This is a genomic window from Kitasatospora sp. NPDC087314 (assembly GCF_044744365.1).
Lineage (GTDB): Bacteria > Actinomycetota > Actinomycetes > Streptomycetales > Streptomycetaceae > Kitasatospora.
This window is the reverse complement of sequence record NZ_JBIUYE010000010.1, coordinates 222,455-249,386: the sequence shown is the minus strand read 5'-3', so window position 1 is coordinate 249,386 and position 26,932 is coordinate 222,455. Positions and strand designations below refer to the sequence as shown.

Genomic DNA, 26,932 nt, shown 5'->3' with positions numbered 1-26,932 from the left:
CTACTGGCCGGCGAGGAGGCCGGCGAAGCGGGTGCGCAGCTCGCGCTTGAGTACCTTGCCGGTCGGCCCGAGCGGGAAGTCCTGCGGCGTGCGGGCGATCCGGACGGCGGCGAGCGCGGCCAGACCGGCCCCGGCCAGTGCCTTGTTGGCCGCCGACCGCACCTCCTCGGCGCCGGTTTCGGCGGCCCCGGCCTGCAACCGGACGACCGCGAGCGGGAGTTGGCCCGCTCCGGGCGCCCCGGGCACGCCGACCACCGAGCAGTCCTGCACCAGCTCGGCGCAGTCGGCCAACAGCACCTCCTCGATCGGAAGGCTGTAGACCGGGCCGTCGGCGGTGTCGATGACGTCCACCGTGCGGTCGAGGTGGTAGAAGCGGCCGTCGGGATCGCGGCGGGCGACGTCGCCGGTGAGCCAGTATCCGGCGAGCTCGAAACTCTCGGTGAGCCGTTGGTCGTGCCAGTAGCCCGGAGTCCGGGACGGGCTGACGATGCCGAGCAAGCCGACGGCGCCGTCCGGGAGTTCGGTGCCGTCCTGGTCCAGCACGGCGGCCTTGAGGACCACCTCCAGCGGCTTGCCGACGCAGCGGTCGTCGCGGGCGCTCTCCGGGGTGGTCACCTGGCCGAACAGCGCCATGCCCATCTCCGAGGAGCCCAGGCCGTCGACGAACTGCGAGCCGGGCAGGGCGGGTTGCGCGGCCTTGTCCTGCGGCAGCAGCCAGGGGCGGATCAGCCCGGCCGGCCGCTCGCCGAGCGTCACCAGGCGGCGGATGTGCCCGTGGTGCGCGCTGTCGCCGGTGTTGAACCAGGAGTGCACCCTCGCCGCGCCCCGGACCGGGAGCTCGCCGGTGGCCAGTTCGACGAAGGTGCGGGGGAAGGAGGCGACCATGGTCGGCTGGAAGGCCTCCATCACCGGTTCGACGACGGCGCGCCGCCAGTCGGACATCACCACGGTGGGCAGACCGAGCAGGACGGCGGTGAGGAAGTAGCTGAGGCCGCCGGCGTGGGTGTGCGGCATCAGTGACATCAGCCGGTCGGACGGCTCGGCGGGGAAGCGCTCCATGCGCGGCTGCTTGCCGTCCCAGAACTGGCGGTGCGCCAGCATCGTGGACTTGGGGGTACCGGTGGTGCCGGAGGAGTGGATCAGCGCCACCACGTCGTCCGGGGCGTGCCGGTACGGGTGGTCGGCGGGCAGGGCGGCGGCGTCGGCGTCGAAGGCCTGCACCTCGGCGGCCAGGGCGAGGAAGCGCGGGCGGCGCCGGGGGTCCTCGCGGTAGGCGGCGGCCAGCCGGGTGGGGTCGTCGGCGACCACGCCGACCACGCCGACGTGGTCCAGGTAGCGCACCATCACGTCGTGCCGCATCGCGTCGTTGACCAGCGCGGGGACGGCGCCGAGCGAGGTCAGCGCGAGGAAGTGCAGCAGCGGTTCCAGGCCCTCGCCGACCACGACGCCGACCGGCTCGCCGGGGCGCACCCCGTTGGCGTGGTACCAGGCGGCGTAGCGGTCGCGCAGCGCGGCCAGGTCGAGCAGGCTGTGGCCGCGCAGGACGACCTCGCCGCGGTGGTCGGTGCGGTGGGTGAAGACGGAGGGGACGGCGCGGTTCGGGTTGGCCGCGAGGGCGTGGTCGAGGAAGTTGCCCGCCCCGAGGTCGGGTTCGGTCATCAGCCGGCGTCTGACGGCAAGGGGGGCGATCGGGCTGTGCTCGCTCATGGCGGTCTCCGGACGTGGGGTGCCGGGCGCGCGGGTTCTCGTGGAACCGGCGCCGGGGAGGGGGAAGGCGGTGGTGTCAGGTGCGGGCGAGGATCTCGGCGACGACCCGGTGGCCGGAGCGGATCGCGCCCTCCATCAGCCCGAAGTACGCGGTGCTGGTCTCGGTGCCGGCCCAGTGCACCCGGTGGTGCGGCGCGGTCAGCGCCGGGCCGATCCGGGGCCAGTCGCCGGGACCCAGCAGGGCGGCGTAACAGCCCTTGCTGTACGGGTCGTTGAGCCAGTCGGTGACATGGCAGGCGGTCGGCTCGGGGAGCATCGGGAACAGCTGCGCGGCCTGTGCGACGGCGGCCGCGCGCTGCCCGTGCGGGGTGAGGGCGGCGAAGCGGTGGGCCTCGGCGCCGGTGACGAAGCCGGTCAGGACGCCGATGCCGCTCCCGGCGGGGGAGTCGTCCACCGTGGACAGCAGCGGCCCCCGGTCGTTGACCGACCAGCCGGACAGGCCGTGGTCGCGCCACAGCGGCGCGGGGTGGACCAGGTGGACCTTGATCGCGCAGCCGCGCGCGGTGCGCTCGCCGGCCCGGCGCACCGGCAGGGCGGGCCGGTGGTCGATCGCGTCGGCGAGCAGCGGCGGCAGCGCCAGGACGGCCACGTCCGCACGGTGCCGGCCGTGGTCGGTGTGCACGGCGACGGCCGCGGCGTCCTGGTGGACGGCCCGGACCGGCTCGCGCAGCCGTACCCGCTCGCCCAGCCGCTCGGCCAGCCGTTCGCAGACCTGGTGGGCGCCGCCGGCGATCCGGTCCTGCTGGGCGCCGCCCGCGAAGGCGTTGAGGTAGCGCAGACCGCCGCCGGAGCGGAGGTAGAAGGCGAGGTGGAGGACGGAGACGTCGGCCGGGTCGGCGGCCGTCATCTCGCCCAGGAACAGCGGGAAGAAGAGCCGGGCGTCGGGGTGGGTGAGGTGCTGCTCGGCCCACTCGGCGGCGGTCAGGGCGTCCAGCCGCCCGGCGTCGGGGGAGAGCCAGGGCGCGTCCGGCCGTACGGCGGCGGTGAGTTCGGACAGCCGGTCGAACAGGTCGCCGAGTGCGACGGCGTTGAGCGGCGGGAACCGGCCGTCTCGGGTCGCGGTTTCGGCCCCGAGGGCGAACCGGCTGGCGCCGGTCATCGTGGTGGGGGTGGTCTTGAGTCCCAACTCGTCCATCATGCTCAGGAGTTCGGTGTGCTGCTCGCCGAGGTAGGCGGCGCCGGCGTCGACCAGGGCGCCGGGTGCGACCTCGATGCCGTGGGTGCGCCCGCCGACCCGGTCCCGGGCCTCCAGGACGGTCACGTCGAACCCGTGCGCCGTCAGTCCGGTCGCGGCGGTGAGCCCGGCCAGTCCGGCGCCGACCACCACGGCGGTGGGTCCGCGACGGCCGTTCACGAGACCGTCCCGCCGCGGCCGGCCGGCACCGAACGCGCCGTGCGCGGTTGCCCGGCTCTCTCGCCCGGCCCGTTCATGCGGCCGTGATTCTCTGTGCGAGGGCGGCGGGAGTGGGCGCGAGCAGGAACTCGTCGAAGGTCAGCTCGACGTGGTAGCCGCGGGCGATGGCGCTCAGCACCCGGGTGGCGATCAGCGAGTCGCCGCCGAGGTCGAAGAAGTCGGAGTCGGGCGCCACGTCGTCGCGTTCCAGTACGCGCTGGAAGACGGCCACCAGGGCCTGCGGGGTGGCGGGGGTGGTGAGGTCAGTGCTCAACGGAGGTCTCCTTCGACCTGTCGTGGGCCGTGTAGCGCAGGTGACAGCCGGCCCGGTCGACCTTGCCGCTCGGGGTGTGCACGAGCCGGGGGACGACGGTGATCCGCCCGGGCACCAGGTGGCCGGGCACCCGGGCCCGCAGGTAGGACAGCAGCGCGCCGTCCAGGTCCTGCGGCGAGGCGTCGCGCCGCGCCACGACGTACGCGACCAGCGTGGTGTGGCCGGCCAGGGTGGCGCCGGTGACGGCCGCCGCGGTGACGTCGGGGTGGCCGGTGAGGTGCGCCTCGACCTCCGCCGGGTCCACCCGGATGCCGCGGACCTTCAACTCGCCGTCCAGGCGGCCCCGGTGGGTGAGCAGGCCGTCCGGATCGCGGCTCACCCGGTCGCCGGTGCGGAAGAACCGCTCGCCGTCGATGGTGGTGAACCGCGCCGCCGTGGCCTCCGGCAGGCCGAGGTAGCCGAGCGCGAGGCCGGGCCCGCCGATCATCAACTCGTCCTGCTCGCCGAGGCGTTCGACGACGTGCGGCAGGGCGCGGCCGATCGGCGCGCGGCCGGTGCCGGGCCCGCCCCGGCCGGGCGCGAGCGGTCCGGCCAGGTCGACGGCGTGGGTGATCTGGGTGGTCTCGGTGCAGCCGTAGGTGTTCAGCAGTCGGATCCGGTCGGTGCCGAGCCGGGCCCAGTCAGCCAGCCGGGCCGGGTTGACGGGCTCGCCGCCGATCACCAACAGCCGTACGCAGGACGGGAGACGGGCCCGGTCGTCGACCAGGTGGTGGACGAGTTCGTGCCAGAAGGCCGTCGGCAGGTCCAGGACGGTGATCCGCTCGCGTCCGACCATCCGCAGGAAGCGCGGGAACGACCCGCAGTGCGCATCGGGGTCGAGCACGAGCGTGGCGGCGGCGGTGAGTGCCGGGAGGATCTCCTCGAAGCAGGTGTCCCAGTTGAGCGAGGCGAACTGGAGCACCCGGTCCTCGGGGGTGAGGCCGAAGAGCTCGCGCAGTGCGTGGGCCGTGGCCGCGACGGCCCGGCGGGGAGTGGCGACGGGTTTCGGCTGCCCGGTCGAACCCGACGTGAAGAGAATGTAGGCCGGCTGTTCCGGGCCGGTTCCGGTCCGGTCCGCCGGGGCGGTTCCCGGCGGTTCCCCGGGGAATTTCGGGAGCGCGGGTAACTCGACTAATCGGCAGTCGGGTTCGGGTGTCGCGAGAGCTTCCCCGACTACCGCCGTCCGGCAGTTCGAGGCCGCCGCCATGGCCTGTCGGCGGGCCGCCGGGAATGCCGGATCGATCGGACAGTACCCGCCCCCGGCGGTCAGCACGCCGAGAAGTGCGACCACCGTTTCGGCGGTGTGGACGGCCGGTACGGCAACCGCGCCGGGATCCGGCCCCAGGCGTCCGGCCAGGGCGTTCGCCAGCTCCGCGAGGCGGCCGTAGTTCAGGGTGCGGCCCTGGTGGACGATCGCGGGGTGCTGGGGATTTCGGCGTGCTATTTCCGTGAACGCGTCGATCAGGTCGGGAACGACCTGGAGGGTGTCGTGATTCATTGACATGGCCGCCCCAAATGATGCTGTCGAATGCTCATCCGTGCTCGGCGAACGGCGACTCTACCGTCGAACATGCGTGGCGACAATGGATGTTGGGGGTGTTCTTCGAGGGTGGCGTGGGTGAAGTGTGAAGCCGCCCAAGGCCGTTCGGTCGTTCGGGTAGGGACGGTGCGCAGGGCGGCCACGGCGGCCCGGGCAACGGCCCGCGGCGGTGCGGGTGAACGGCGGGCCGTGCCGCCGACGGGGCGTGGCGACGGACGGCCCGGGCCAGGGCTCGTGACGTGGCGTCAGGACCCCAGCGGGGCCTCCCAGGCGATCCGGGTGCCGCCGCCCTCGGCGGGCGCGACCGTGAAGGCGCCGCCCACCCGCTCCGCGCGCTCGGCGAGGTTGCGCAGCCCGCTGCGCCGCCCGCCCTCGGGCACGCCCACCCCGTCGTCGGTCACGGTGAGCGCCACCCGTCCGGCGAGCGCCCGCAGGGTCACCTCCACCCGGGTGGCCCGGGCGTGCCGGGCGGCATTGCTGAGCGCCTCGCCGAGGACGGCCACCAGGTGTTCGGCCAACTCCTGCGGCACGTCGGTGTCCAGCAGGCCCTCCATGCTCAGCCGGGGCGTGAAGCCGAGCGTCCCCTGCGCCTCGGCGACGGCGCGCGTGGCCCGGGCCCGCAGCCCCCGGTCCGGCTCGCTGTGGGCGCGCAGCCCGAAGATCGTCGAACGGATGATCTTGATGGTCTCGTCCAGGTCCCCCACCGCGCGGGCGACCCGGTCGGCGGCGGCCGGACTGTCGATCAGCCGGCCCGCGCTCTGCAGCGTCATCCCGGTCGCGAACAGCCGCTGGATCGCCAGGTCGTGCAGGTCCCGGGCGATCCGGTCGCGATCCTCCAGCAGGGTCAGCTGATCGGCGTCGCGCCGCCGCTCGGCCAGCTCCAGGGCCAGCGCCGCCTGATCCGCGAAGCCCAGCAGCGGCCCCGTCTCGTCCGGCCCGAAGGCGGGCTGACCGGCCGCCCGGGCCAGCAGCAGCACGCCCCGCCCGTACCCCGCCCCGGTGCCCAGCGGCACCGCGACCGCCGGGCCCAGCCCGTCGAAGCGCCCCGCCGGGCCCGCCGGGTAGCGGGCGTCGCAGGCCAGGTCGTCGCTGGTCACCGGCGAACCGGAGGCGTACGCGGCGCCCGACAGCGTGCCGTCCACCGGCACCGTCACCCCCAGCCGCGCGGCCGGGGCCCCACCCAGCGCGACCTCCACCGTCAGCTCGTCCGCGCGCTCCTCCGGACCGGCCAGCGCCACCGAGACGTCCGCCAGCTCGGCGCCGGCGATCTCCCGCGCCCGGCGGGCGATCAGCTCGACCACCTCCAGCCGGGGCGCCCCCGACAACAGGCTGCGGGTGATCTCCGCGCTGGCCCGCAGCCAGCGCTGGCGCAGCTGCGCCTCCTCGTACAGCCGGGCGTTGTCGATCGCCACCCCGGCCGCGACCGCCAGGGTGGAGATCACCGCCTCGTCGTCGGCGTCGAAGTCCATCCCGCCGCGCTTGTCGGTGAGGTACAGATTGCCGAACACCTCGCCGTGCACCCGCACCGGCACCCCCAGGAAGGTGTGCATCGGCGGATGGTTCGGCGGGAAGCCCACCGAGGCCGGGTGCTCGGACAGCACCGGGCAGCGCAGCGGCTGCGGGTCGCGGATCAACTCGCCGAGGATGCCCTGGCCGCACGGCGGCGGGCCGATCGCCGCCAGCTCCTCCTCGGACAGTCCGACGGTCAGGAACTGCGACAGCGAGTGCCCGTCCGGGCCGATCACCCCGAGCGCGGCGTAGCGGGCGTCCACCAGGTCGGCGGCGGCCTCGACGATCCGGTGCAGGGCCTGGGCGAGGTCCAGCTCCCGGCCGACCGCGAGCACCGCCTCCAGCAGGCTGTGCACCCGGTCCCGGGTGCCGCGCGCCGCGTCGATCCGCCACTGGAGTTCCTCCAGCAGCTCGTCCAGGCGCAGCCGGGGCATCCGCGCGCCGCCGACCGCCGCGCTGCCGTCAGCTCCGCCCACCGGTGTCCTCCTCGTGTGTCGCCCTGAACGCCTCCCACCGTCCGCCGGACCGCCTCGGGTGCCGTCCGACCAGCGGGATTGCCGTGTTCACACGATAGACCGGAGGATGACGAGGCCTTCGAGCCGGGTGGGACTGCGGCTGCTCCCGGTCCGCGGGCGCGGACACGCCGACCAGTGGAGGCCGACCCGTGGCCCTGCGAGGTCTGACCCGGTGCCGACCGGAGCCCGTGCCGCCAACTCGTGGCTGCTAGAGGGGGTCCAGCGTTCCGGGACGCGGCCGCCCGAAGGGCCTGCCGGCGGCACGGATCGGAAGTCCGCCGGGCGAAGCGGACGTCCCGGCTCGGGCGGGAGAGCGGCCGAGGCGGTCCGGGTGTCGGTGCCCGGTACGGCGGGGTCGGCCGTAGGCTCCGTCGGGCGGGCCTTTCGTCCCGTCCCCGCGGGCCCTGCGGCCTCTGGTGCGGGGCGGGCGGGGACCGTCAGGGTGGGGGTGGAGCGGACGGGCCGTCAGCGCGTACCGGTCCCAGCACCGTCCTGCCGAGTGCCGACACAGTGGAGGAACCGTCATGAGCGTGCGAAGCGAGCTCATCATCGAGAGGCACGCGTGGGCGAACGCCCGCGCGGAGCGAAGCGAGGCGGGCGCATGACGCCGGCCGTTCTCGTCGGGGTCGACGGCTCGCCGCAGAGCACCGCCGCCGCCCACTGGGCCGCCGAGGAGGCACTGCTCCGGGGCGCGCCGCTGCGCCTGGTGCACGCTTGGCCCTGGCTGACCGACGGCGTGGCCTCCTTCGCCGAACCCGACGATCTGCCCGCCGCCGCGCAGCGGGTCCTGGGCGCGGCCGCCGACGAGATCCGCGAACGCCACCCCGGCCTGGTGGTGCACACCGACGCCGTCCTGGACGCACCGGTGGACGGTCTGCTCTCGGCCGCCGCGGACGCCGCCCTGCTGGTGCTCGGCTCGCGCGGCCTCGGCGGGTTCACCGGCCTGCTGCTCGGCTCGGTCGGCATGGCCGCGGCCGCCCGCAGCGCCGTGCCGGTCGTCGTGGTGCGCGAGCCGGGCGCCGTCGGCGGGGCCGGCGACGGCGGGCCCGAGGTGCTGGTCGGCGTCGACGCGCACGCCCCGGAGGAGGAGGTGCTCGCCTTCGCCTTCCAGGAGGCCGCCCTGCGCGGCGCCCGGCTGCGGGCCGTCCACGGCTGGGACCTCCCACCGGTGTTCGGCTACGCGGGCGGCGCCGTCCCGGCCGGCGAGATCGCCCAGCTGGAGGCGCTGGAAACCAAGTTGCTCTCGCTCGCCCTGGCCGGGCAGCGCGAGCGGCACCCGGACACCGTGGTGGTCGAGGACGTCCGGCTCGGCGCCGCCCGGGGCCTGGTCGAGGCCTCCGCCGGGGCCGCTCTGGTGGTCGTCGGCCGCCGCCACCGGTCGGTCGAGTTCGGGCCCCGCCTCGGCCGGGTCGCGCACGCCGTCCTGCACCACGCGCAGGCCCCGGTCGCGGTCGTCCCGCACGGGTGAGGTGACCTACGGCCCGGCGGGCGAGGCCGCTGGCCCGCGCCCGCCGGGCTGCCCCCACCCGGCTGACGCGCCGACGTCCGTCCGGCCATCCGACCGGCGTCGGTGCGTCAGCCGGCCCGGTGGTAGGCGGTGATCGAGACCCTGACCGGCCCGTCGTCCGAGGCGGTGGTGAGCGCGCGGACGACGGCGACGTCCCGGCCGCCCGGGGAGCTGACGCAGAAGCTGCGGCCGGGGCGCAGGGTGGCGAAGGGCAGCGTGGCGGCGGGTTGGGTCTTGATGCCCTGGAGGCACTCGGGGAGGGTGAGCCCGTCGGCCGGTGCGATGTGGGCTTCGTTGTCCTCGGCGATGTAGAACTCACCGGAGTGGCGGCCCAGGTACCAGGTGGCGGTGTCCTGGGCGGCCACCTTCCCGGTGGTGAGGTCGAACTCGTACTGGTGGTCGGGGGAGGTGAGTTCGAGGTTCGCGTACGCGGTGGTGTAGCCGGGGACGGTGGTCGGCTGCGCGGGCGTGGTGGGGGTGGGGGAGTCGGCGGTCGCGGCGGCGGACGGCTGCGGGCTGCCGGTGGTGGCGACGTTCTGGTCGTCGAGGTCGTCGAGGTAACCGGGATCGAGAAGGACGAAGGTCGCCGCGGCGCCGACGAGGAGGGCGACGGTGGTCAGCAGCACGGTGCGGGCGCCTCGGCGCGGAGGGGCCGCGGCTCTTCGTCCGGCGGGAGCGGCAGGGGCGGGGGCCGGCTCCAGTCTGGTGGCCGCCGGGGCGGGGAGGACGTGCGCGGTCGGGGCGTCGGCCGCAGCGCGCGGGGGAGGCGTGGTCGGCAGGTCGCTGTGGCGGTGGATCTCGTTGCTCACCGGCTGGGGCAGCCAGCCGTCGGCGAAGCGGAGTTCGCCGCCGGTGGCGGGGTGGTTGCGGGCGGCCTCGATCAGCAGGGCGGTGTCCGGCCGGTCCTCCGGGTTCTTGGCCAGGCAGAGCCGGACCAGCTCGTGCAGTCCGTGCGGGAGCCGGGAGAGGTCGGGTTCCTCGTGTACGGCCCGGTAGAGGGCGGCGGGCTCGGGCCCGTCGCCGAACGGCGAGGTGCCGGAGCCGATGGAGGCGATCAGGGCCCCCAGGGCGAACACGTCGGTGGCCGGGGTGGCGGCCAGGCCGAGGGCCTGCTCGGGGGCCATGTAGCCGGGCGAGCCGATGCGCAGGCCGGTGCCGGTGAGCGGGCTGGCGTCGGCGGCGCGGGCGATGCCGAAGTCGATGACCCGGGGGCCGTCGGCGGCGACGAGGACGTTGCCGGGCTTGAGGTCGCGGTGGACGACGCCTGCGGCGTGGATCGCCTGCAGGGCCTCGGCGATGCCGGCGAGGAGCAGCAGGACGGTCCGTTCGGGCAGTGGCCCGTGCCGCTGGACGACCTGCTGGAGGGACGGGCCGGGTACGAAGGCGGTGGCGAGCCAGGGCGTGGCTGCGTCGGTGCCCGCGTCGACCACCTGGGCGGTGTAGAGGCCGTGGATGCGGCGGGCGCTGGCGACCTCCTGGGCGAAGCGGTGCCGGAAGTCGGGGTCCTCGGCGAGTTCGGGCCGGATCACCTTGAGCGCGACCGGGCGCCCGCCGGGGGTGTAGGCGAGGTAGACGCGGCCCATGCCGCCCGCGCCGAGCCGCGCGCAGACCCGGTAGCCGCCGATCTCGCGGGGGTCGTCCGGGACCAGTGCCTGGAAGGCCGAGGGCGACGGGGCGCCGAAGGGCTCTGTGGTCATGCTGGCTCCCAGCGGGTCGGGCGGGTGGGACGGGAGGGTGTGGCGACCAGGCAGGGCCCGCGGGTGCGCCGACGTCCGAACCGCACGGATCATACCCCGACTGTAGTTTCGGTCAGGCCCGGCCCGATTCGGCCGGGCGGCCGGTCCGCCGGGTAGGGTGATCTCTTGTGGCTGACCGTCGAACCTTGATCATGGAAGCGGCTGCGCGGGTCATCGCCCGGCGCGGTGTGCGCGGGCTGCGCGTGGAGGAACTGGCGGCGGAGGCGGGTGTCTCCACCGCGCTGATCTACTACCACTTCAAGGACCGCGCGGGGATCCTCCGCTCGACCCTGGAGTTCATCAACGACCGCGCCGAGCGGTACACGACGGAGCGTGCGGCGGACGCGCCGCCCCTGGACGCCAGGGGCGAGCTGGAGCAGACGCTGCTGTTGGAGTTCCAGGACACCCCCGAGGTGCGGGAGAACAGCACGGCCTGGGGCGAGTTGCGGGCGAGTGCGGTGTTCGACCCCGAGCTGCGCGAGGACCTGGCCCGGGCGACGCTGGTCTGGGTGCAGGAGGTCGCCGACCTGCTCGGCAAGGTGCGGCCGATGAGCGGGGCCGCCGCCCTGGCCGCCTCCGCCGAGCGGCTGACCGCGCTGCTGGAGGGGCTGAGCGTCCGCTGGCTCAGCGGCAGCCTGCCGGTGAAGCACGCACGTGAGTTGATGGCGGGCGCGATCGACGGCGAGCTGGAGTGGCTGAGCAGCTGAGCAGCTGAGCGACCGGGCCGGGCGGCCGGCGCCGGTCGGATTCGGCCCCGGGCTCAGGCGGTCCGGGGCCTTCTCGTGCCCGCTGTGGCCCCTGTCGGTGCCCCGCGAGGGTGTGGCGATATCCCTGATGGGCCGATCCCCGCCTCGCTTCTTGACTGAAAATTCAGTCAATGCAAGAGTGAAGGTGTGGCGCCGGGCGATCACCGCCCGGCCCCCGTGGCAAGGCCACCGCTCGGCCGGTGGGCAATACTTGATTCTGGAGATCAGCATGAGCGACACCCACGGTGATGGCCGCTCCCTGTTCGGCCGCCTCTTCGGAGCCCAGCCCCCGCACGGGGCGGTTCCGGACGGCGGCTGGGCGCCCGCCCACGGGGCGGGGGACGGCGAGGCGGGGCTCCCGCAGTGGTGGGTGGACCGCGACGACGTCCCGCACGCCCGTACCTGGATGTCGTGGCCGTCCCGCAGGTCCGTCTGGGGCCGGCAGCTGGCGGGCGTCCAGCAGGACATCGCGCTGATCGCGGCGACGATCGCCCGCTTCGAGCCGGTCGTGATGTGCGCCCCGGACGACTACAGCGTCCGGGAGGCGCAGCCCCTGTGCGGCCCGAACGTCACGGTGACCGACTCCGTCCCCACCGACGACCTGTGGATGCGGGACATCGCCCCGGTGTTCCGGCGCGACGGCTACGGACGGCTCGACGCGGTCGGCCTCAACTTCAACGGCTGGGGCAACAAGCAGACCCACCGCGACGACGCCGAGGTCGCGCGCGGCATCGCCGGGCTGCTCCGACTCCCCTTCTCCTACGCGGAGTTCGTCGGCGAGGGCGGCTCGATCGAGACCGACGGCGACGGCACGGTGATGGCCACCGAGAGCAGCCTGGTCAACAAGAACCGCAACCGGGGCATGAGCCGGGACGAGATCGAGGAGGCCGTCCTCGACGCGTACGGCGCGGACAAGATGATCTGGGTCCCCGGGATCAAGGGCAAGGACATCACCGACAACCACATCGACGTCACCTCCCGGTTCGTCCGGCCCGGCGTCGTCCTGGTGCAGCTGCCCCCGGCGGACCGCCACGACGTCTGGGCCCGGGACGCCCGCGAGCAGTTCGACATCCTCTCCCGGGCCACCGACGCCAGGGGGCGACGGCTCCAGGTGATCCGCGTGGACGGCCCCGACACCGTCCGCTCGCGGGATGCGAAGTTCGTCGACTCGTACCTCAACTTCCACGTGGTCAACGGCGGCGTGATCGCCGCTCAGTTCGGCGACGTGTACAAGGACGAGGCCGCCCGGCGCACCCTCGCGGAGGCCTTCCCCGGGCGCGAGGTCGTCCAGCTCGACGTCGACCGCCTGATGGCCGGGGGCGGCGGCATCCACTGCTCCACGATGCAGGAACCGCTTCCCTAGGGCGGGTCCGACGATTCCCGCCGGACGCGAATCGTCGGATCCGCCCCAGTCCCCTGCCGAGGCACACCGTCACGCCCCCGTGACCACACCGGGGCCCACCCGCGCAGTCCTGCACCCTCATCCAGCCGGAGTGTTCCGTGTTCAACCCCTCCCCGCCGTCCGCCCCCCGCTCCACCCCGTCCCGCCGCACGATGCTGCGCGCCGCGGCCGGCGTCGGCCTGCTGACGCTCGGCGCCGCGGCCTGTTCCTCCCCGGAGGAGGGCGACGAGGCGCTGCCTTCGGGCTCCGCCACGCCGCCCGCAGCGGGTGGGTCCCAGCCGCCGGCGCCGGGCACCTCCGCCGCGTCCGGCCCGACGGGGGCGACGCCTGGGCGCAGGTTCGGCGCGGAGTGGGAGAGCCACGCCCGCACCTTCATGTCCTGGCCCGCGTCCACCGGCATCTGGGGCGATCAACTCCCGGACGTCCGCGCCGACATCGCGAGGCTGGCCCGCGCCGTCGGGGGCTACGAACCGGTGCTGATGTTCGCCCGGCCCGCGCAGGTGGACGCCGCGCAGAGCGCCTGCGGCAAGGACGTCGAGGTCGTCCCGCTGCCCGTCGACGACCTGTGGGCCCGGGACACCGTGCCGGTGTTCGTCGAGGACGGCGGCACGGTGAAGGGCGTCGACTTCAACTTCAGCGGCTGGGGCAACAAGCAGAAGGAGCACGGCAACGACACGGCGCTGGCCGCCGCCGTCCTCGGCAAGTACGGGATCGAGCGGGTCCGCACACCGGTGGTCGCCGAGGGCGGCTCCTTCGAGACCGACGGCCAGGGGACGCTGATGGTCACCGAGAGCTCGGTGGTCAACCAGCGCCGCAACCCGGGCAAGAGCCGGGACGAGATCGAGGCCGAGCTCAAGAAGGCCCTCGGCGTGACCAAGGTGATCTGGTTCGCCGGCGTGCGCGACCAGGACATCACCGATGCGCACGTGGACTGCCTGGTGCGTTTCGCGGCGCCCGGGGTCGTCCTGCTGGACCAGCCGTTCCCGGGTGCGCCCGCCGACGTCTGGTCGCGGTCCTCGACCCAGGCGCGCGAGGTCCTGAAGAGCGCCACCGACGCGCACGGCAAGCCGCTGCAGGTGATCGACCTGCCGCAGCCCGACCCGGACCGGATCACCGGGCGCGGCGACGCCTTCGTCTCCTCGTACATCAACTTCTACGTCGCCAACAAGTCGCTGTTCCTGCCGCGCTTCGGCGACGCCAAGGCCGACGACCGGGCCCAGCAGATCCTGCGCGACCACTTCCCCGGCCGCGACATCGTCCCGGTGAAGATCGACACCATCGCCTCCGGCGGCGGCGGGATCCACTGCTCGACCCACGACCAGCCCGGCAAGGCGGAGTCCTGACCCGCTCCCGGCCGGGCCGGAGTCCCACTTCTTCGAGGTGAACCCGCGGCCGGCCCTCGACCGCGTCGCCGCCTACGGTCACCGGCGAACAGTCCCAGCCCCAGCCCCGCCCCCGCCCCCGAGCCGCAGGCTCGGGGGCTTCGGCGTCGTGGTGGGCGCGGCCCTCGGCTCCTGAAATATCAGTCACTCCTGCCGTGCCCGGCCCGGGCGTACGCCAGCTCCGCGTCGATCGCCTCGCCGAGCAGCCTGCGGGCCTGGTCGAGCGACAGTGAGCCGCTCAGCCACCGGACGCTGAGGCCCTCCAGGAGGGCGGTGAGGCGCTCCGCGGACGCGGCGTGGGCGGGCGCGGTGCCGGCCGGGTGCGTGCGGCCGAGCAACCCGGCGATCTCGTGCACCCAGCTGTGGGTGGCCCGGGCGAGGTCGTCGCGCAGGCTGGACTCGAACACCGCGCTCGCCCTCAACTCGCCCCAGGCGGTGCTGTTCTCGCGCACCTCGGCGGCGTCCTGGAGCTCCAGCAGGAGGGCCTGCTCCAGTTCCGTCCTGGGGTCGTTCCCGGGGTTCTCCCGGTCCGGCTCGGCGGTGTAGCGGTCGGCCCGCTCGCCGATGAACTCCAGGGTCTCGCGGAGGATTCCGGCGCGGTCGGTGAAGTGGTAGTAGATCAGCGAGGTCGACACTCCGGCCTCGGCCGCCAGTTCCCCCACCCGCAGCCCGCGGACGCCGCGTCGCGCGATGACGCGGGTGGCGGCTCTGACGATCTCTGTTCGACGGTCTGACACGGGCGTTCACTCTACCCGCACGGACCCGGTCGACGGGCCACATGCTGATCACATCTTCAGGATCGTCCCCTCCCGCCGTTTCCGCTGCTCCGCCCGGGGTTCGGCGGCGACCGGGATTCGGTACGTCCGCGCACGGCGCGGGCTGTGCGGGCCGTGCTGGATCCGGCGACGGGTATCTCGCACCGAAATATTGACTGAACTTTCAGTTCGGTCCAGGATGTGCTCACCCCCACCTCCCGATCCCTCCAGGGAGCCCCATGAACACCCCCACGTCCTCGCGCCGCAGCTTGCTCAAGTTCGGCGCGGCCGCCCTGCCGTTGGCGGCCCTCGGCACCGCCCTCCCCACGAGCGCGTACGCCGACGACCTCACCGCGAGCGCGAACGCCGCCACCCCGCCGGCCGGCGGCGGGCTGCGGATGCCGGTGGAGACCGACCGGCACACCCGCACCTTCATGGCCTGGCCGGCCCTGAGCTCGGTCTGGCAGGACCAACTGCCCGGCGTCCGCCGGAACATCGCCAACCTGGCCTACGAGATCTCACGCTTCGAGCCGGTGGTGCTCCTCGCCCGCCCCGGGCAGGCCGCCGACGCACGCTACGCCTGCGGCTCCGGCGCCTACTACGCCATCGAGGTGCTGGAGATCGCCGTCGACGACCTGTGGATCCGCGACTTCGGGCCGACCTTCGTGGTCGGGCCCGGCGCGATCGCCGGCGTCGACACCAACTTCAACGGCTGGGGCAAGACCGGCACGCCGTACTACCAGCCGTTCGCCGACGACGCCGCAGCCGCCGCGACGCTCCTCGCCGACTACGGCGTCGACCGGATCCAGGCCCCGTTCGTCGGTGAGGGCGGCGCGCTGGAGACCGACGGCCAGGGCACCCTGCTGGCCACCGTCAGCTCGCTGGTCAACCCCAACCGCAACCCCGGCCGGTCCCAGGCCCAGGTGGAACAGGCGCTGAAGTCGTCGCTGGGGATCGACCAGGTCATCTGGGTCCCGGGCCTGGCCGGCCAGGACATCACCGACTGCCACATCGACTGCCTGGCCCGCTTCACCGCCCCCGGCCAGGTCATCCTGGACCAGCCCGGCCCCGGCGTCGACGCCCAGTGGGTCGCCGTCTACAACGCGACCAAGCAGGTGCTGCAGGGTGCCACCGATGCCCAGGGCAGACGCCTGCGGATCACCGAACTCCCCGGGCCGGACCGCAGCGTGATCCGGGGCCGCGGCAAGGACTTCCTGTCCAGCTACGTCAACTACTACACCGTCAACGGCGCCGTCATCGTCCCGCAGTTCGGCGACGGCTACGCGGACGGCGTCGCCTACGCCGTCCTCCAGGCCGCGTACCCGGACCGCACCGTCGTCCAGGTCGACATCGACGCCATCGCCTCCGGCGGTGGTGGCATCCACTGCGCCACGCAGTCCCAGCCGGCCGTGCCCGCCGTCCGCTGACCGTCCCGTCCGCCGAGCCCCACCCCCTGAGCCGCTCAGGCCCGAACCACCCGCCCGAAGGCGCCCCGTGCGCCCGGGCGGGGGCCCTTCCGCACCGACCGAACGTCCGAGCAGAGAAGAGTTCCATCGTGAGTACCGCTGGTTTCCGCATGCCCGCCGAGTGGGCCCACCACGAGGGCTGCCTGATGGCCTGGCCCACCCGGGCCGAGCTCTGGGGCGAGACCTACGAGGAGGTCAAGCGGGAGTACGCCGGGGTCGCCCGGGCGATCTCCGCGTTCGAGCCGGTGACGATGGTCGCCCGCCCCGGCCAGGGCGAGGAGGCCCGCGCCCTGTGCGGCGAGGGCGTCGAGGTGGTGGAACTGCCCCTCGACGACTCCTGGTTCCGCGACTCCGGCCCGATCCTCGTGCTCGACCCCGACGGCCGGCGGGCGGGTGTGGACTTTCGCTTCAACGCCTGGGGCGGCAAGCACCACCCGTACGACACCGACGACCGGATCGCGGGCCTCCTGCTGGAGCGCCTGGGCGTCGAGCGCATCGACTCCCGGATGATCCTGGAGGGCGGCGCCGTCACCGTCGACGGCGAGGGCACCCTGATCACCACCGAGCAGTGCCTGCTCCACCCCAACCGCAACCCGGGCATGAGCCGGGCGGAGATCGAGGCCGAGCTGAAGGCCAAGCTCGGCGTCACCACGGTGATCTGGCTGCCGTACGGCGGACTGCTGGACACCGAGACCGACGGCCACGTCGACGGCGTGTGCGCCTTCGTGGCCCCCGGCAAGGTCGTCGTCCAGCTCCCGGACGACCCGGCGCACCCCGACTACGAGCGGATGCGCGAGAACCGGGCCGTCCTGGCGGCGGCCGTCGACGCCAAGGGCCGCACGCTGGAGATCATCGACCTGCCGCAGAGCGCCTTCGTCGACGTCGACGGCAAGGAGACCGAGGTCGGCTACCTCAACTTCTACATCGCCAACGGCGGCGTCGTCGTGCCGACGGCCGGCGTGCCCCAGGACGAGGGCGCCCTCGCGGTGCTCGCCGAGGCGCTGCCCGGCCGCAAGGTCGTCGGGGTGCGCTCCCGCGTCATCGCCTACGGCGGCGGCGGCGTCCACTGCATCACCCAGCAGGTGCCCGCCGCACGGCCCGGCCTCTGACCGCACCTCCCCCACGGAAGAGAACCCTCATGAGCACCTCTCAGGCCGGAGCCGGAACCCGCATCCCGCGCCGCCGCCGCTTCGTGGCCCCGGCCGCCGCCGTCGCCGTCCTCGCCCTCTCCCTGGCCACCGGCTGTGCCGGGCCGCCGAAGGACGGCGGATCCGGCGTGTCGTACAAGCTCTCCGCCGACACCCCGCCCGCCAAGGGCGGTCTGGACTCCTTCACCTGGGCCGTCTACGCCGAGCCGCCGACCCTGGACTACATCTCGGCGTTCGACTACCCGCAGAACACCATCCTCTCCAACGTCTGCGAGAGCCTGATGCGGTGGACGCCTCAGCTCACCCTCGCCCCGGGCCTGGCGGAGAAGGCCAGCAGCCCCGACCCGACGACCTGGGTCTACGACCTGCGCCCCGACGTCCACTTCCACGACGGAGGCGTGCTGACCGCCGACGACGTGGTCTACAGCCTCGGCCGCCAGACCAACCCGGACAACGCCGCGGCCTGGGCCCAGCAGTTCCAGAACGTCGCCAGCATCACCAAGACCGGCCCGCTCCAGGTCACCGTCAAACTCACCCAGCCCGACTCGCAGTTCAACCAGTACATGGCCACCGCGGCCGGGGTCGTCGCGTCGAAGGCCGGGATCGAGGCGGCGGGGAAGGACTACGGCACCAGCGGCAGCCTGGACTGCACCGGGCCGTTCCGGCTCGGCACCTGGAACAAGGGCCAGTCGGTCGAGCTCCAGCGTTTCGACGACTACTGGGGCCCCAAGGCCAAGTCGGCCAAGGCCGTGTTCCGCTTCCTCACCGACCCCTCGGCCCGGGTCAACGCCATGCTCACCGGCGAGGCCGACGGCGGCTACCTCATCCCGACCGAGAGCTACGACCGGCTGCGCTCGGCCGGCAACGGCTCGCTCTACTTCGGCGAGGGCCTCAGCACGGTCAACGTCAACGTCACCACCATGAAGGGCGTGCTCGGCGACGTCCGGGTCCGCAAGGCGCTCTCGCTCGCCCTGGACCGCTCCGGCTTCGTCCGGACCGGCCTCGGCGGGGCCGGCAGCGCCACCGGCTCGCTCACCACCCGCGCCGCCTGGGCGGCCGCTCCCGAGCACGTCCGCACCGAGGCGTTCGAGGGGCTCACCCCCACCGCCCCGGACCTCGACCAGGCCAAGGCGCTGATCAAGGAGGCGGGCGCCACCGGGAAGACCGTCACCGTCGCCACCAGCCCGATCGGCCAGGACGTCGCGCTGCTGGCCACCGCCGTGCAGGCGGCGGGCGCGAAGATCGGCCTGGACGTCCAGCTGAAGACCATCGCCCCCAACGCCTTCACCGCCCTGTTCACCGACCCCAAGGCACGCGAGGGCATCGACCTCTTCCCGGAGACGTACTACGACTCCATCACCGACCCGCTGGACCTCCTGGCCAACTTCAGGACCGGCGCCTACCAGAACTTCGCCTCGTACAGCGACCCGGCCTACGACGACCTGGTCAAGCGGGCCACCGCCGCCACCGACAGCACCGAGCGGTTCACCCTGGAGGCCCAGCTCCAGAAGACGGCCTCCGAGCAGCTGCTCTGGATCCCCGTCGCCGAATGGCCCACCACGGTGTTCCTGAACAAGCGGATCACCGGCGCCCCCACCACCATCTCCTACCTCTACTACCCGTGGGCGGCCGACGTGGGGGCGGCCCGGTGAGCTTCCTCAGATTCATCGTCCGTCGACTCCTGGAGATGGCGGCCACCCTGGCCGGCGCCTCGCTGGTGATCTTCGGCGCGATGTACCTCGCCCCGGGCAGTCCGGCGAGCTTCCTGCTCGCCGGCCGCTCGGCCACCCCGGAGGCGTTGCAGGCGGTGAACGCCCAGTACCACCTGAACGACCCGTTCATCGTGCAGTACCTGCGCTGGGCGGGGCAGATCCTGCACGGCGACTTCGGCCGCTCGATCACCTACCGCACGGACGTCTCCCGGCTGCTCGCCGACCGCCTGCCCGCCACGCTGCTGCTGGTCGCGATGGCGCTCGTCCTCGTCGTCGCCCTCGGCCTGCTGCTCGGCTGGATCGGCGCCGTCCGGGGCGGCGCCGCCGACTCCACCATCCTGATCGGCACCACCGTCGCGCTCGGCACCCCGTCCTTCGTCGCGGCCGTCCTGCTGCAGGGGCTGTTCGCGGTGAAGCTGGGCTGGTTCCCGACCGGCGGCACCGGGGACGGCCTCGGGTCGATGCTCTGGCACCTCGTGCTGCCCGCGCTGGCCCTCGCCCTCTACCTGATCGGCATGCTCGCCCGGGTCACCCGCGCCGCGATGGTCGAGGTCCTCGGGCAGGAGCACGTCACCGTCGCCCGCAGCCGCGGCGTCACCGGGCACCAGGTGATCCGCCGTCACGTCTTCCGCAACGCCCTGGGCACCGTACTGACCACCGGCGGACTGATCGTCTCCACCCTGCTGGTGTGCACCGTCCTGGTGGAGACCGCGTTCAGCGTCGGCGGCGTCGGGCAGCTCCTCGAACTGTCCACCACCACCAAGGACTTCCCCACCGTGCAGGCCATCTCCCTGATCCTGGTCGGCCTGTTCATGGCCGTGAACCTGGTCGTCGACCTGCTCCACCCCCTGGTCGACCCCCGGGTCACGCTCGGAGCCGGGAGGGCCGCCGGATGAGCGCCACCCTCCTGCGCCGGCCCGGCCTCGCCCGGCTGCGCACCTCCCGCGCCCCGCTGCACCGGATCTGCCTCGGCTTCGTCGCCCTGGTCGTCCTCGCCGCGCTGCTCGCACCCTGGCTCGCGCCCCACGACCCGAACGCCGTCGACCTGGGCAACGCCCTCGCCGGCCCGTCCGGAGACCACCCGCTCGGCGTCGACGCCTCCGGCCGCGACACCCTGGCCCGGCTGGTGGCCGGGGCCCGCACTTCCCTGCTCGGACCACTCGGCGTGGTCGTCTTCTCCACGCTGGCCGGCATCGCCGTCGGCGTCACCGCCGCCTGGCGGGGCGGCTGGCTGGACTCCGTCCTCTCCCGCGGCACCGAACTGGTCTTCGCCTTCCCCGGTCTGCTGCTGGCCATCCTGATCGTCTCCGTGTACGGCGAGGGCCTGATCGCCCCCGTCGTCGCCCTCGCGATCGCCTACCTGCCCTACGTCAGCCGCCTCACCCGCTCCCTCGTCCTCGCCGAACGCTCCCGTCCCCACGTCGAGGCCTACCAGGTGCAGGGCCACTCCGGCCTGCAGATCTGCCTGCGCCACGTCATCCCCGGCATCGCCCCGGTGGTCCTCGCCCAGGCGACGGTCAACTTCGGCTACGCCCTGATCGACCTGGCCGGCCTCTCCTTCCTCGGGCTCGGCGTCCCCGCCCTGACCCCCGACTGGGGCCGCATGGTCTTCGACGGCCAGTCCGCCGTCCAGCACGGCTACCCGCTGTCCGCGATCCTGCCCTGCCTGGCGATCGTGCTGACCGTCGTCGCCTTCAACGTCGTCGGCGAACGCTGGGCCGACCAGGTCGCCAGGAGGGACCGATGAACACCCTCGACATCCAGGCCTACCGCCTGCGCCTGCCGGACACCGCCCGGCCCGTCCTCGACGGCGTCGACCTCACCGTCCGGGCCGGGGAGACGGTCGCCCTGGTCGGGGAGTCCGGTTCGGGCAAGAGCCTCACCTCCCGCAGCGTCCTCGGGCTGCTTCCCGACGGCGCGACCACCGAGGGCACCGTACGGGTCAACGGCGAGGACGTCCTCACCATGACGCCCGAGCGGCTGCGCGACCTGCGCACCGGCACCGCCGCGATGGTCTTCCAGGACCCCCGCGCCGCCATCAACCCGCTGCGCCGCCTCGGCGACTTCCTCACCGAGAGCGTGCGCCTCAACGGCCGGCTCGCCGCCGCGGCGGCCGCCGAGCGGGCCGCCGAGATGCTGGACGCGGTGGGGCTGCCCGCCGCCGTCCTGGACCGGTACCCGGGGCAGGTGTCCGGCGGCATGCTGCAACGCGTGATGATCGCGGCCGCCCTGATGGGCGACCCGGCGCTGATCCTCGCCGACGAGCCCACCACCGCCCTGGACGTCACCACCCAGGCCGAGGTGGTCGCGCTGCTGGGCGACCTCCAGGAGCGCTTCGGCACCGGTCTGCTGTTCGTCACCCACGACCTGGGCCTCGCCGCCGCCATCGGCGACCGGGTGTCCGTGATGTACGCGGGCCGGATCGTCGAGACCGGCTCCGCCGAGGACCTGTTCGACCGGCCGCGCCACCCGTACACGGCGGCACTGCTCGCCTCGACCCCGCGCCTGGACGCCCCGCAGGGCCGGCTGGCCGCCATCGAGGGCCGGCCGCCCGGCCTGCGCGAGGAGCTGACGGGGTGCCCGTTCGCGCCGCGCTGCCCGATCGCCACCGAACTGTGCACCGAACGGGCGCCCGCCCTGCTGCCGATCGAGGCCGAGCCGGGCCGCCACACCGCCTGCCACCACAGCGACCGGACGGGGGAGGGGAACGCCGATGCCTGACCTGAACCGGGAGGACACCGTCGATCCGAAGGGAGCGCCCGCGGTGCGCAGGACCGTGCTGGAGGTCGTCGGCCTGCACCGCGCGTTCGGCGGGGTGCGGGCGGTGGACGACGTCTCCTTCACCCTGGCCGAGGGCGGGTCGCTGGGCATCGTCGGCGAGTCCGGCTCCGGGAAGACCACCACCGCCCGGATCGTGGTCGGGCTGGAACGGGCGGACGCCGGGCAGGTCCTGGTCCACCGCCGGGACCGCACCGAGCACCGGCGCGGCCGGGCCCACCGGCTCGCCCGGGCCCGGGAGGTCCAACTGGTCTTCCAGGACCCGTACCTGTCCCTGGACCCGCGCACCACCGTCGGCGCCGCGCTGCGCGAGACCCTTCGGCTGCACTTCCCCGACGCGGACCACCCGCGGCGGATCGCCGAACTCCTCGACCAGGTCGGTCTCGGCGAGCGTGAGGCCGACGCACTGCCCCGGCAGCTGTCCGGCGGCCAGCGCCAGCGCGTCGCCATCGCCCGCGCGCTGGCGGTCGAACCGGCCGTGCTCGTCCTCGACGAGGCGGTGGCCGCCCTCGACGTCTCCGTGCAGGCGCAGATCCTCAACCTGCTGGCCGACATCCGCGCCCGGACCGGCATCGGCTACCTGTTCATCACCCACGACCTCGGCGTCGTCCGGTGCGTCACCGACGACGTCGTGGTGATGCGGCACGGCCGGATCGTCGAGTCCGGGCCCACCGCCGAGGTCCTCGCCCACCCGCAGCACGACTACACCAGGCTGCTGCTGGACTCCGTGCCCCGACCGGGCTGGGACCCGCGGTCCATCGCGGCCGCCCGCCGGGCGCTGTAACGCGGCGGCCCCTGACCCGGGTCCGGGTCGTCGACGCCCCCACGGCGGCGGCCCGGACCCGATTCCCCCGATCGGCGGCGCGCGGGTTCACCGACCTGCCCCCGTCCGCCCACCGGGCTTGTCCCACCGTTCCCGCCGCGCGCTGATGCGACCCGAATGGTGAGACGAGCCCTACTGTCGGATTCGCCCGTTTCCGGGTGAATCCGACCACGAGGGGACGTGCCATGAGAGAACCCGCCCTGTCCCGCCGGGCCCTGCTGCGATCCGGAGCCGTCGCCGCCGCGCTGGCGGTACTGGAGGGCTGCGGCTCGGACGCGACCCCGCCCGGGGAGGAGGAGTCCTCGGTACCTCCCGCCGCCACGACGGCCCCGGGCCCGCTCGCGATGCCGGCCGAGTGGCTCCCGCACACCCGGACGTTCATGGCCTGGCCGGCCCTCGACCAGGTGTGGGGCGACCAGCTGCCCGCCGTCCGCCAGGACATCGCGCACGTGGCGCAGGCCGTCGCCCGGTTCGAGCCGGTGGTCCTGATGGCCCGCCCGGACCAGAGTGCCGGGGCCCGGCAGCAGTGCGGTTCCGCCGTCGAGGTCATCGACCTCATGGTGGACGACCTGTGGGCCCGCGACACCGGCCCCACCTTCGTCACCGGGCCGGGCGCGCTGGCCGGCGTCGACCTCAACTTCAACGGCTGGGGCGACAAGCAGAACCACGACAACGACAGCCAGGTCGCCCGCAAGCTCCTCGACCACTACGGGATCCGGCGCATCCAGGCACCGGTCACCGGCGAGGGCGGCGCGATCGAGGTCGACGGCGAGGGCACCCTGATGGCCACCGAGAGCTCGTGGGTCAACGGGAACCGCAACCCGGGCAAGGACCGGGGCCAGATCGAGGCCGCCCTGATGGACCTGCTCGGCGTCCGGAAGGTCATCTGGTTCGCCGGCGTGTCCGGGCAGGACATCACCGACTGCCACGTCGACGCACTGGCCCGCTTCGCCGAGCCGGGCGTGGTCGTCATCCACCGCCCCGGCCCGGACACCCCGCCGGACATCTGGTCCCGCGCCTCCGACCAGGCCCTGCAGGTGCTCCACGGCGCCACCGACGCCCAGGGCCGGAGACCGCGCGTCGTGGAACTCGTCGAGCCCGACCTCAGCGGACAGCCGGACCGGGGCAAGGACTTCCTGGCCACCTACCTCAACTACTACGTCGTCAACGGAGCCGTGATCGTGCCCCAGTTCGGGGACAAGACCTCCGACGACCGGGCGGCGGGCATCCTGGGCGACCTCCACCCCGGGCGCGAGATCGTGCCGGTGAGCATCAACGCGATCGCCGCCGGCGGCGGTGGCATCCACTGCTCCACCCAGCAGCAGCCGGTGGCCGCCGGCTCCTCCGGGTCCGCGGCGGGCGCGGCGACCTGACGGGGGCCGGCCGGGGACGGCGGCGTCCCCGGCCGGCCGGTCGCGGGCCCGCTCAGCGCGGGCGGGATCCCGGCGTCAACACCTGGGCCCTGAGCCGCAGCTCCGGGCTGTGCCGGAAGCCGAGGGTGAACTCCACCCACTGGCCGGCCCGCAGCGGCGGCGGGTCGGCGATCATCAGGTCGGCGTCCTCCGGGGACATCGCCAGCTCGCCGCGGCCCGGTACCGGGAGCGCGCTCACCGGCTCCCAGCGTCCTGCGGCGCCCTGGTGCAGGTGCCGCTTCAGGGTGATCCGACCACCGAACTCCCAGCTGGCACTGGTCAGTTCGTCCGGCACGTCGCCCGGGTTGCGGATCGTGAAGAACGCCGCCGTGGCCGGGGCCGCGCCCGCCGTCGGCAGCAGCAGCCAGCCCGCTCCAGCCTCTACCGGCCGGGGCCGCCCGGCTCCGCCGGCCGCCGTCCACCCGGTCAGCAGCGCCAGCGTCAGCGCCGCCGCGCCCACCGGCGGGCCGACCGTCCGCAGCCGCTCGATCGCGCTCATCGCCGCGCCCCCTTCCAGGCCTTCCGGGCTGTCGAGGTGCCGCGCCCCGGCTGCCAGGTGCGCAGCCGCAGGCTGTTGCCGACCACCAGCAGCGAGCTGAGCGACATCGCCACCGCCGCCAGCATCGGGTTGAGCAGTCCGACCGCCGCCAGCGGGATCAGCACGACGTTGTAGCCGAAGGCCCACAGCAGGTTGGCCCGGATCGTCGCGAGCGTCTGCCGGGCCAGCCGGACGGCGTCCACCACCGCCTCGATCTCGCCGCGCACCAGGGTCAGCCCCGCCGCGCCGATCGCGGCGTCGCTGCCCGAGGCCAGGGCCACCCCGAGGTCCGCCGAGGCCAGTGCCACCGCGTCGTTGACGCCGTCGCCGACCACCGCGATCGTCCGCCCGGAGGCCCGCAGCTCGGCCACCACCTCGGCCTTGCGCTCCGGCGAGGCCGAGGCGTGCACCTGCTCGATGCCCAGCTCGCGCGCCACCGCCCGGGCCGCGCCCGGACCGTCCCCGGTCGCCAGCACGGCCTCCAGGCCCATCCCGCGCAGCCGGTGGAGCGCCCGCCAGCTGCCCGAGCGCAGCGTGTCGCCGACCGCGAGCACGGCCGAGGCCCGCCCGTCCAGCTCCACCACGACGGCCGTGCGGCCCGCGTCCGCAGCCACGGCGACGGCGTCCGCCAGGGCGGTGGGCAGCGGCTGCGCCGTGCCGTCCGGGCGGATCACCCGGACGGCACGGCCCTCGACCGCCCCGGACACCCCGAGCCCGGTGGCGGCCGCGAAGCCGTCCGCCGTGGGCAGCGGGCCGCAGCGCTCCCGCGCGGCCGCCGCCACGGCCCGCCCGATCGGATGCTCCGAGCGGTGCTCCACCGCGCCGGCCAGCCGCAGCACCTCGCGTTCGTCGAGGCCCGGCGCCACCGTGACCTCGGCCAGCTCCATCCGCCCGGTGGTCAGCGTCCCGGTCTTGTCCAGGACGACGGTGTCGACCCGGCGCAGGCTCTCCAGCACCTCCGGGCCGCGCACCAGCACGCCCAGCTCCGCGCCCCGCCCGGTCGCCGCCAGCAGTGCCGTCGGCGTGGCCAGGCCCAGCGCGCACGGGCAGGCCACCACCAGCACCGCGACCGCGGCCGTCACCGCCGCCTGGGGGGCCGCGCCCGCGCCCAGCCAGAAGCCCAGCACGCACACCGCACCCGCCAGCACGCAGGGCACGAACACCCCGGCCACCGCGTCCGCCAGCCGTTGGGCGCGCGCCTTGCCGGCCTGGGCCTCCGCCACCAGCGCGGTGATCCGGGCCAGCTGGGTGTCCGCGCCGACGGCCGTCGCCCGCACCACCAGCGCGCCGCCGACGTTCACCGTCGCACCCGCCACCTTGTCCCCGGGACCGACCTCCACCGGGACGCTCTCGCCGGTCAGCAGGCTCAGGTCGAGCGCAGAACCGCCCTCGACCACCACCCCGTCGGTGGCCACCCGCTCGCCCGGGCGCACCACGAACTCCTGCCCGGGCAGCAGCAGTTCGATCGCCACCAGGCGCTCCTCCCCGGTGCCGGCGTCCCGGACGCAGACCTGCTTCGCGCCCAGCTCGGCCAGCGCCCGCAGCGCGGAACCGCTGCGCCGCCGCACCCGGCCCTCCAGCAGCCGCCCGGCCAGCACGAACAGCGGCACCCCGACCGCGGCCTCCAGGTAGACGTGCGCCACGCCGCCGCCGTCCGCGGTCAGCGAGAACGGCATCCGCATGCCGATCTCCCCGGCGCCGCCGAACACCAGCGCGTACGCCGACCAGCCGAAGGACGCCACCACCCCCAGGCTGACCAGGGTGTCCATGGTGGCGGCCGCGTGCCGCAGCCCCTGCCAGGCCCGGCGGTGGAACCCGGCCGACCCCCAGGTCACCACCGGGACGGCCAGCGCGAAGCAGACCCACTGCCAGGCGGGGAACTGCAGCGACGGCACCATCGACAGCACCACCACCGGGACGGCCAGCAGGGCCGTCACCAGCAGCCGCCACCGCTCCGCCGGCTCCTCGTCCGGCACTCCGACGCCCACCCCCTCGGGCGCGGGCTCTGCGGTGTAGCCGGCGCGTTCGACCGCCGCCACCAGCTCCGCGACCGGCACCGCGGCGGGATGCAGCACCCGGGCCCGACCGGTCGCCAGGTTCACCCCGGCGCTCACCCCGTCGATCCGGGCCAGCCGTTTCTCCACCCGGCCCACGCAGGCCGCGCAGGTCATCCCGCCGACCGCCAGATCGGTGCTCACCAGGGCCCCGGCCTCGGCCCCCGCGACCGGGCTCACCGCATCCCGCCCATGTCGTGCCCGCCCATCCCGGGCGAGTCGCTGCCCTGGTTCCCGGGCCTCAGCCCGGGGGACACCGGCCCCGCCTGCCGTCCCACGGCATACGCCGCCACGAACACCACCACCAGCAGCAGGGCGAACCCCGCCAGCACACTCAACGGCCGGACACCCGGCGACTTCGCACTCACCCCCCAGCAGTCGGACGGCGGAGGCGGTTGGTTCCCGTACGGTTCGAACCACCAGCGGTTTTATTCAG

General features: G+C 74.3%; 22 protein-coding genes. 12 read left to right on the top strand and 10 right to left on the bottom strand.

From position 1 onward, the window contains the following. The 5 genes from ACIO5E_RS23045 to ACIO5E_RS23025 all read right to left on the bottom strand — a co-directional run bounded on the left by ACIO5E_RS23045 (position 1) and on the right by ACIO5E_RS23025 (position 6,956). Positions 1 to 1,707, bottom strand: coding sequence for a class I adenylate-forming enzyme family protein (locus ACIO5E_RS23045; protein ID WP_400670784.1), 1,707 nt, complete (start codon positions 1,705 to 1,707; stop codon positions 1 to 3). A 76-nt stretch (positions 1,708 to 1,783) separates the two neighbouring features. Then, positions 1,784 to 3,121, bottom strand: a complete 1,338-nt coding sequence (locus tag ACIO5E_RS23040; protein WP_400670781.1) for a flavin monoamine oxidase family protein — start codon at positions 3,119 to 3,121, stop codon at positions 1,784 to 1,786. 73 nt (positions 3,122 to 3,194) lie between these two features. After that, positions 3,195 to 3,434 (bottom strand): acyl carrier protein, encoded by a 240-nt coding sequence (locus ACIO5E_RS23035; protein WP_400670779.1) that lies wholly within the window; start codon positions 3,432 to 3,434, stop codon positions 3,195 to 3,197. Then, positions 3,424 to 4,977, bottom strand: coding sequence for an amino acid adenylation domain-containing protein (locus tag ACIO5E_RS23030; protein WP_400670776.1), 1,554 nt, complete (start codon positions 4,975 to 4,977; stop codon positions 3,424 to 3,426). Before ACIO5E_RS23030 ends, ACIO5E_RS23035 begins: the two co-directional genes overlap by 11 nt. Before the next feature lie 281 nt (positions 4,978 to 5,258). After that, positions 5,259 to 6,956, bottom strand: a complete 1,698-nt coding sequence (locus ACIO5E_RS23025) for a GAF domain-containing protein (protein WP_400671052.1) — start codon at positions 6,954 to 6,956, stop codon at positions 5,259 to 5,261. A 682-nt stretch (positions 6,957 to 7,638) separates the two neighbouring features. Here ACIO5E_RS23025 and ACIO5E_RS23020 point away from each other — a divergent pair. Next, positions 7,639 to 8,505 (top strand): universal stress protein, encoded by an 867-nt coding sequence (locus tag ACIO5E_RS23020; protein ID WP_400670774.1) that lies wholly within the window; start codon positions 7,639 to 7,641, stop codon positions 8,503 to 8,505. A gap of 107 nt (positions 8,506 to 8,612) precedes the next feature. Here ACIO5E_RS23020 and ACIO5E_RS23015 read toward each other — a convergent pair whose 3' ends face one another. Then, a complete protein-coding gene (locus ACIO5E_RS23015) occupies positions 8,613 to 10,241 on the bottom strand; it encodes a serine/threonine-protein kinase (protein WP_400670771.1) in 1,629 nt (542 codons plus the stop codon). 191 nt (positions 10,242 to 10,432) lie between these two features. On the opposite strand from ACIO5E_RS23015, the gene ACIO5E_RS23010 reads away from it, so the two are divergent. The 3 genes from ACIO5E_RS23010 to ACIO5E_RS23000 all read left to right on the top strand — a co-directional run bounded on the left by ACIO5E_RS23010 (position 10,433) and on the right by ACIO5E_RS23000 (position 13,771). Next, positions 10,433 to 10,987 (top strand): TetR/AcrR family transcriptional regulator, encoded by a 555-nt coding sequence (locus tag ACIO5E_RS23010; protein WP_400671050.1) that lies wholly within the window; start codon positions 10,433 to 10,435, stop codon positions 10,985 to 10,987. Between the two features lie 268 nt (positions 10,988 to 11,255). Then, positions 11,256 to 12,389: an agmatine/peptidylarginine deiminase gene (locus ACIO5E_RS23005; RefSeq protein ID WP_400670768.1), complete on the top strand. Its 1,134-nt coding sequence runs from the start codon at positions 11,256 to 11,258 to the stop codon at positions 12,387 to 12,389. 191 nt (positions 12,390 to 12,580) lie between these two features. Further along, positions 12,581 to 13,771, top strand: coding sequence for an agmatine/peptidylarginine deiminase (locus tag ACIO5E_RS23000; RefSeq protein WP_400671048.1), 1,191 nt, complete (start codon positions 12,581 to 12,583; stop codon positions 13,769 to 13,771). 179 nt (positions 13,772 to 13,950) lie between these two features. Here ACIO5E_RS23000 and ACIO5E_RS22995 read toward each other — a convergent pair whose 3' ends face one another. After that, complete coding sequence (locus ACIO5E_RS22995; protein ID WP_400670766.1) at positions 13,951 to 14,547, bottom strand: TetR/AcrR family transcriptional regulator; 597 nt, start codon at positions 14,545 to 14,547, stop codon at positions 13,951 to 13,953. 257 nt (positions 14,548 to 14,804) lie between these two features. On the opposite strand from ACIO5E_RS22995, the gene ACIO5E_RS22990 reads away from it, so the two are divergent. The 8 genes from ACIO5E_RS22990 (at position 14,805) to ACIO5E_RS22955 (ending at position 23,865) form a co-directional block, all read left to right on the top strand. Beyond that, the gene (locus ACIO5E_RS22990; protein WP_400670763.1) at positions 14,805 to 15,992 is read left to right on the top strand and encodes an agmatine deiminase family protein; all 1,188 of its coding nucleotides are present in this window, start codon (positions 14,805 to 14,807) and stop codon (positions 15,990 to 15,992) included. Between the two features lie 128 nt (positions 15,993 to 16,120). After that, positions 16,121 to 17,140 (top strand): agmatine/peptidylarginine deiminase, encoded by a 1,020-nt coding sequence (locus tag ACIO5E_RS22985; RefSeq protein ID WP_400670760.1) that lies wholly within the window; start codon positions 16,121 to 16,123, stop codon positions 17,138 to 17,140. 29 nt (positions 17,141 to 17,169) lie between these two features. Then, the gene (locus tag ACIO5E_RS22980; RefSeq protein ID WP_400670758.1) at positions 17,170 to 18,831 is read left to right on the top strand and encodes an ABC transporter substrate-binding protein; all 1,662 of its coding nucleotides are present in this window, start codon (positions 17,170 to 17,172) and stop codon (positions 18,829 to 18,831) included. After that, positions 18,828 to 19,787 (top strand): ABC transporter permease, encoded by a 960-nt coding sequence (locus ACIO5E_RS22975; protein WP_280683206.1) that lies wholly within the window; start codon positions 18,828 to 18,830, stop codon positions 19,785 to 19,787. The genes ACIO5E_RS22980 and ACIO5E_RS22975 overlap by 4 nt, the downstream gene beginning before the upstream one ends. Continuing rightward, a complete protein-coding gene (locus tag ACIO5E_RS22970; protein WP_400670754.1) occupies positions 19,784 to 20,638 on the top strand; it encodes an ABC transporter permease in 855 nt (284 codons plus the stop codon). The genes ACIO5E_RS22975 and ACIO5E_RS22970 overlap by 4 nt, the downstream gene beginning before the upstream one ends. Further along, the gene (locus ACIO5E_RS22965; RefSeq protein WP_400670752.1) at positions 20,635 to 21,612 is read left to right on the top strand and encodes an ABC transporter ATP-binding protein; all 978 of its coding nucleotides are present in this window, start codon (positions 20,635 to 20,637) and stop codon (positions 21,610 to 21,612) included. The genes ACIO5E_RS22970 and ACIO5E_RS22965 overlap by 4 nt, the downstream gene beginning before the upstream one ends. Next, positions 21,605 to 22,453, top strand: coding sequence for an ABC transporter ATP-binding protein (locus tag ACIO5E_RS22960; protein WP_400670750.1), 849 nt, complete (start codon positions 21,605 to 21,607; stop codon positions 22,451 to 22,453). The genes ACIO5E_RS22965 and ACIO5E_RS22960 overlap by 8 nt, the downstream gene beginning before the upstream one ends. 224 nt (positions 22,454 to 22,677) lie before the next feature. Beyond that, positions 22,678 to 23,865: an agmatine deiminase family protein gene (locus ACIO5E_RS22955; RefSeq protein ID WP_400670749.1), complete on the top strand. Its 1,188-nt coding sequence runs from the start codon at positions 22,678 to 22,680 to the stop codon at positions 23,863 to 23,865. A gap of 52 nt (positions 23,866 to 23,917) precedes the next feature. On the opposite strand, the gene ACIO5E_RS22950 is transcribed toward ACIO5E_RS22955, so the two are convergent. From ACIO5E_RS22950 to ACIO5E_RS22940, 3 genes are read right to left on the bottom strand one after another with little or no spacing between them, the layout of a single operon-like run. Then, on the bottom strand, positions 23,918 to 24,403 hold the full coding sequence (locus tag ACIO5E_RS22950) for a copper chaperone PCu(A)C (RefSeq protein WP_400670747.1): 486 nt from the start codon (positions 24,401 to 24,403) through the stop codon (positions 23,918 to 23,920). Then, the gene (locus ACIO5E_RS22945; protein WP_400671046.1) at positions 24,400 to 26,613 is read right to left on the bottom strand and encodes a heavy metal translocating P-type ATPase; all 2,214 of its coding nucleotides are present in this window, start codon (positions 26,611 to 26,613) and stop codon (positions 24,400 to 24,402) included. Before ACIO5E_RS22945 ends, ACIO5E_RS22950 begins: the two co-directional genes overlap by 4 nt. A gap of 59 nt (positions 26,614 to 26,672) precedes the next feature. Continuing rightward, entirely contained in the window at positions 26,673 to 26,834 is a 162-nt protein-coding gene (locus ACIO5E_RS22940; RefSeq protein ID WP_280683222.1) for a hypothetical protein, read from the bottom strand. Between the last annotated feature and the right edge of the window lie 98 nt (positions 26,835 to 26,932).

Coding starts and splice junctions, on each gene's coding strand:
- ACIO5E_RS23045 (WP_400670784.1), bottom strand. CDS start 1,707: ATGAGCGAGCACAGCCCGATCGCCCCCCTTGCCGTCAGACGCCGGCTG.
- ACIO5E_RS23030 (WP_400670776.1), bottom strand. CDS start 4,977: ATGTCAATGAATCACGACACCCTCCAGGTCGTTCCCGACCTGATCGAC.
- ACIO5E_RS23025 (WP_400671052.1), bottom strand. CDS start 6,956: ATGCCCCGGCTGCGCCTGGACGAGCTGCTGGAGGAACTCCAGTGGCGG.
- ACIO5E_RS23020 (WP_400670774.1), top strand. CDS start 7,639: ATGACGCCGGCCGTTCTCGTCGGGGTCGACGGCTCGCCGCAGAGCACC.
- ACIO5E_RS23015 (WP_400670771.1), bottom strand. CDS start 10,241: ATGACCACAGAGCCCTTCGGCGCCCCGTCGCCCTCGGCCTTCCAGGCA.
- ACIO5E_RS23010 (WP_400671050.1), top strand. CDS start 10,433: ATGGAAGCGGCTGCGCGGGTCATCGCCCGGCGCGGTGTGCGCGGGCTG.
- ACIO5E_RS23005 (WP_400670768.1), top strand. CDS start 11,256: ATGAGCGACACCCACGGTGATGGCCGCTCCCTGTTCGGCCGCCTCTTC.
- ACIO5E_RS23000 (WP_400671048.1), top strand. CDS start 12,581: ATGCTGCGCGCCGCGGCCGGCGTCGGCCTGCTGACGCTCGGCGCCGCG.
- ACIO5E_RS22990 (WP_400670763.1), top strand. CDS start 14,805: ATGAACACCCCCACGTCCTCGCGCCGCAGCTTGCTCAAGTTCGGCGCG.
- ACIO5E_RS22980 (WP_400670758.1), top strand. CDS start 17,170: ATGAGCACCTCTCAGGCCGGAGCCGGAACCCGCATCCCGCGCCGCCGC.
- ACIO5E_RS22970 (WP_400670754.1), top strand. CDS start 19,784: ATGAGCGCCACCCTCCTGCGCCGGCCCGGCCTCGCCCGGCTGCGCACC.
- ACIO5E_RS22965 (WP_400670752.1), top strand. CDS start 20,635: ATGAACACCCTCGACATCCAGGCCTACCGCCTGCGCCTGCCGGACACC.
- ACIO5E_RS22960 (WP_400670750.1), top strand. CDS start 21,605: ATGCCTGACCTGAACCGGGAGGACACCGTCGATCCGAAGGGAGCGCCC.
- ACIO5E_RS22955 (WP_400670749.1), top strand. CDS start 22,678: ATGAGAGAACCCGCCCTGTCCCGCCGGGCCCTGCTGCGATCCGGAGCC.
- ACIO5E_RS22950 (WP_400670747.1), bottom strand. CDS start 24,403: ATGAGCGCGATCGAGCGGCTGCGGACGGTCGGCCCGCCGGTGGGCGCG.
- ACIO5E_RS22945 (WP_400671046.1), bottom strand. CDS start 26,613: ATGACCTGCGCGGCCTGCGTGGGCCGGGTGGAGAAACGGCTGGCCCGG.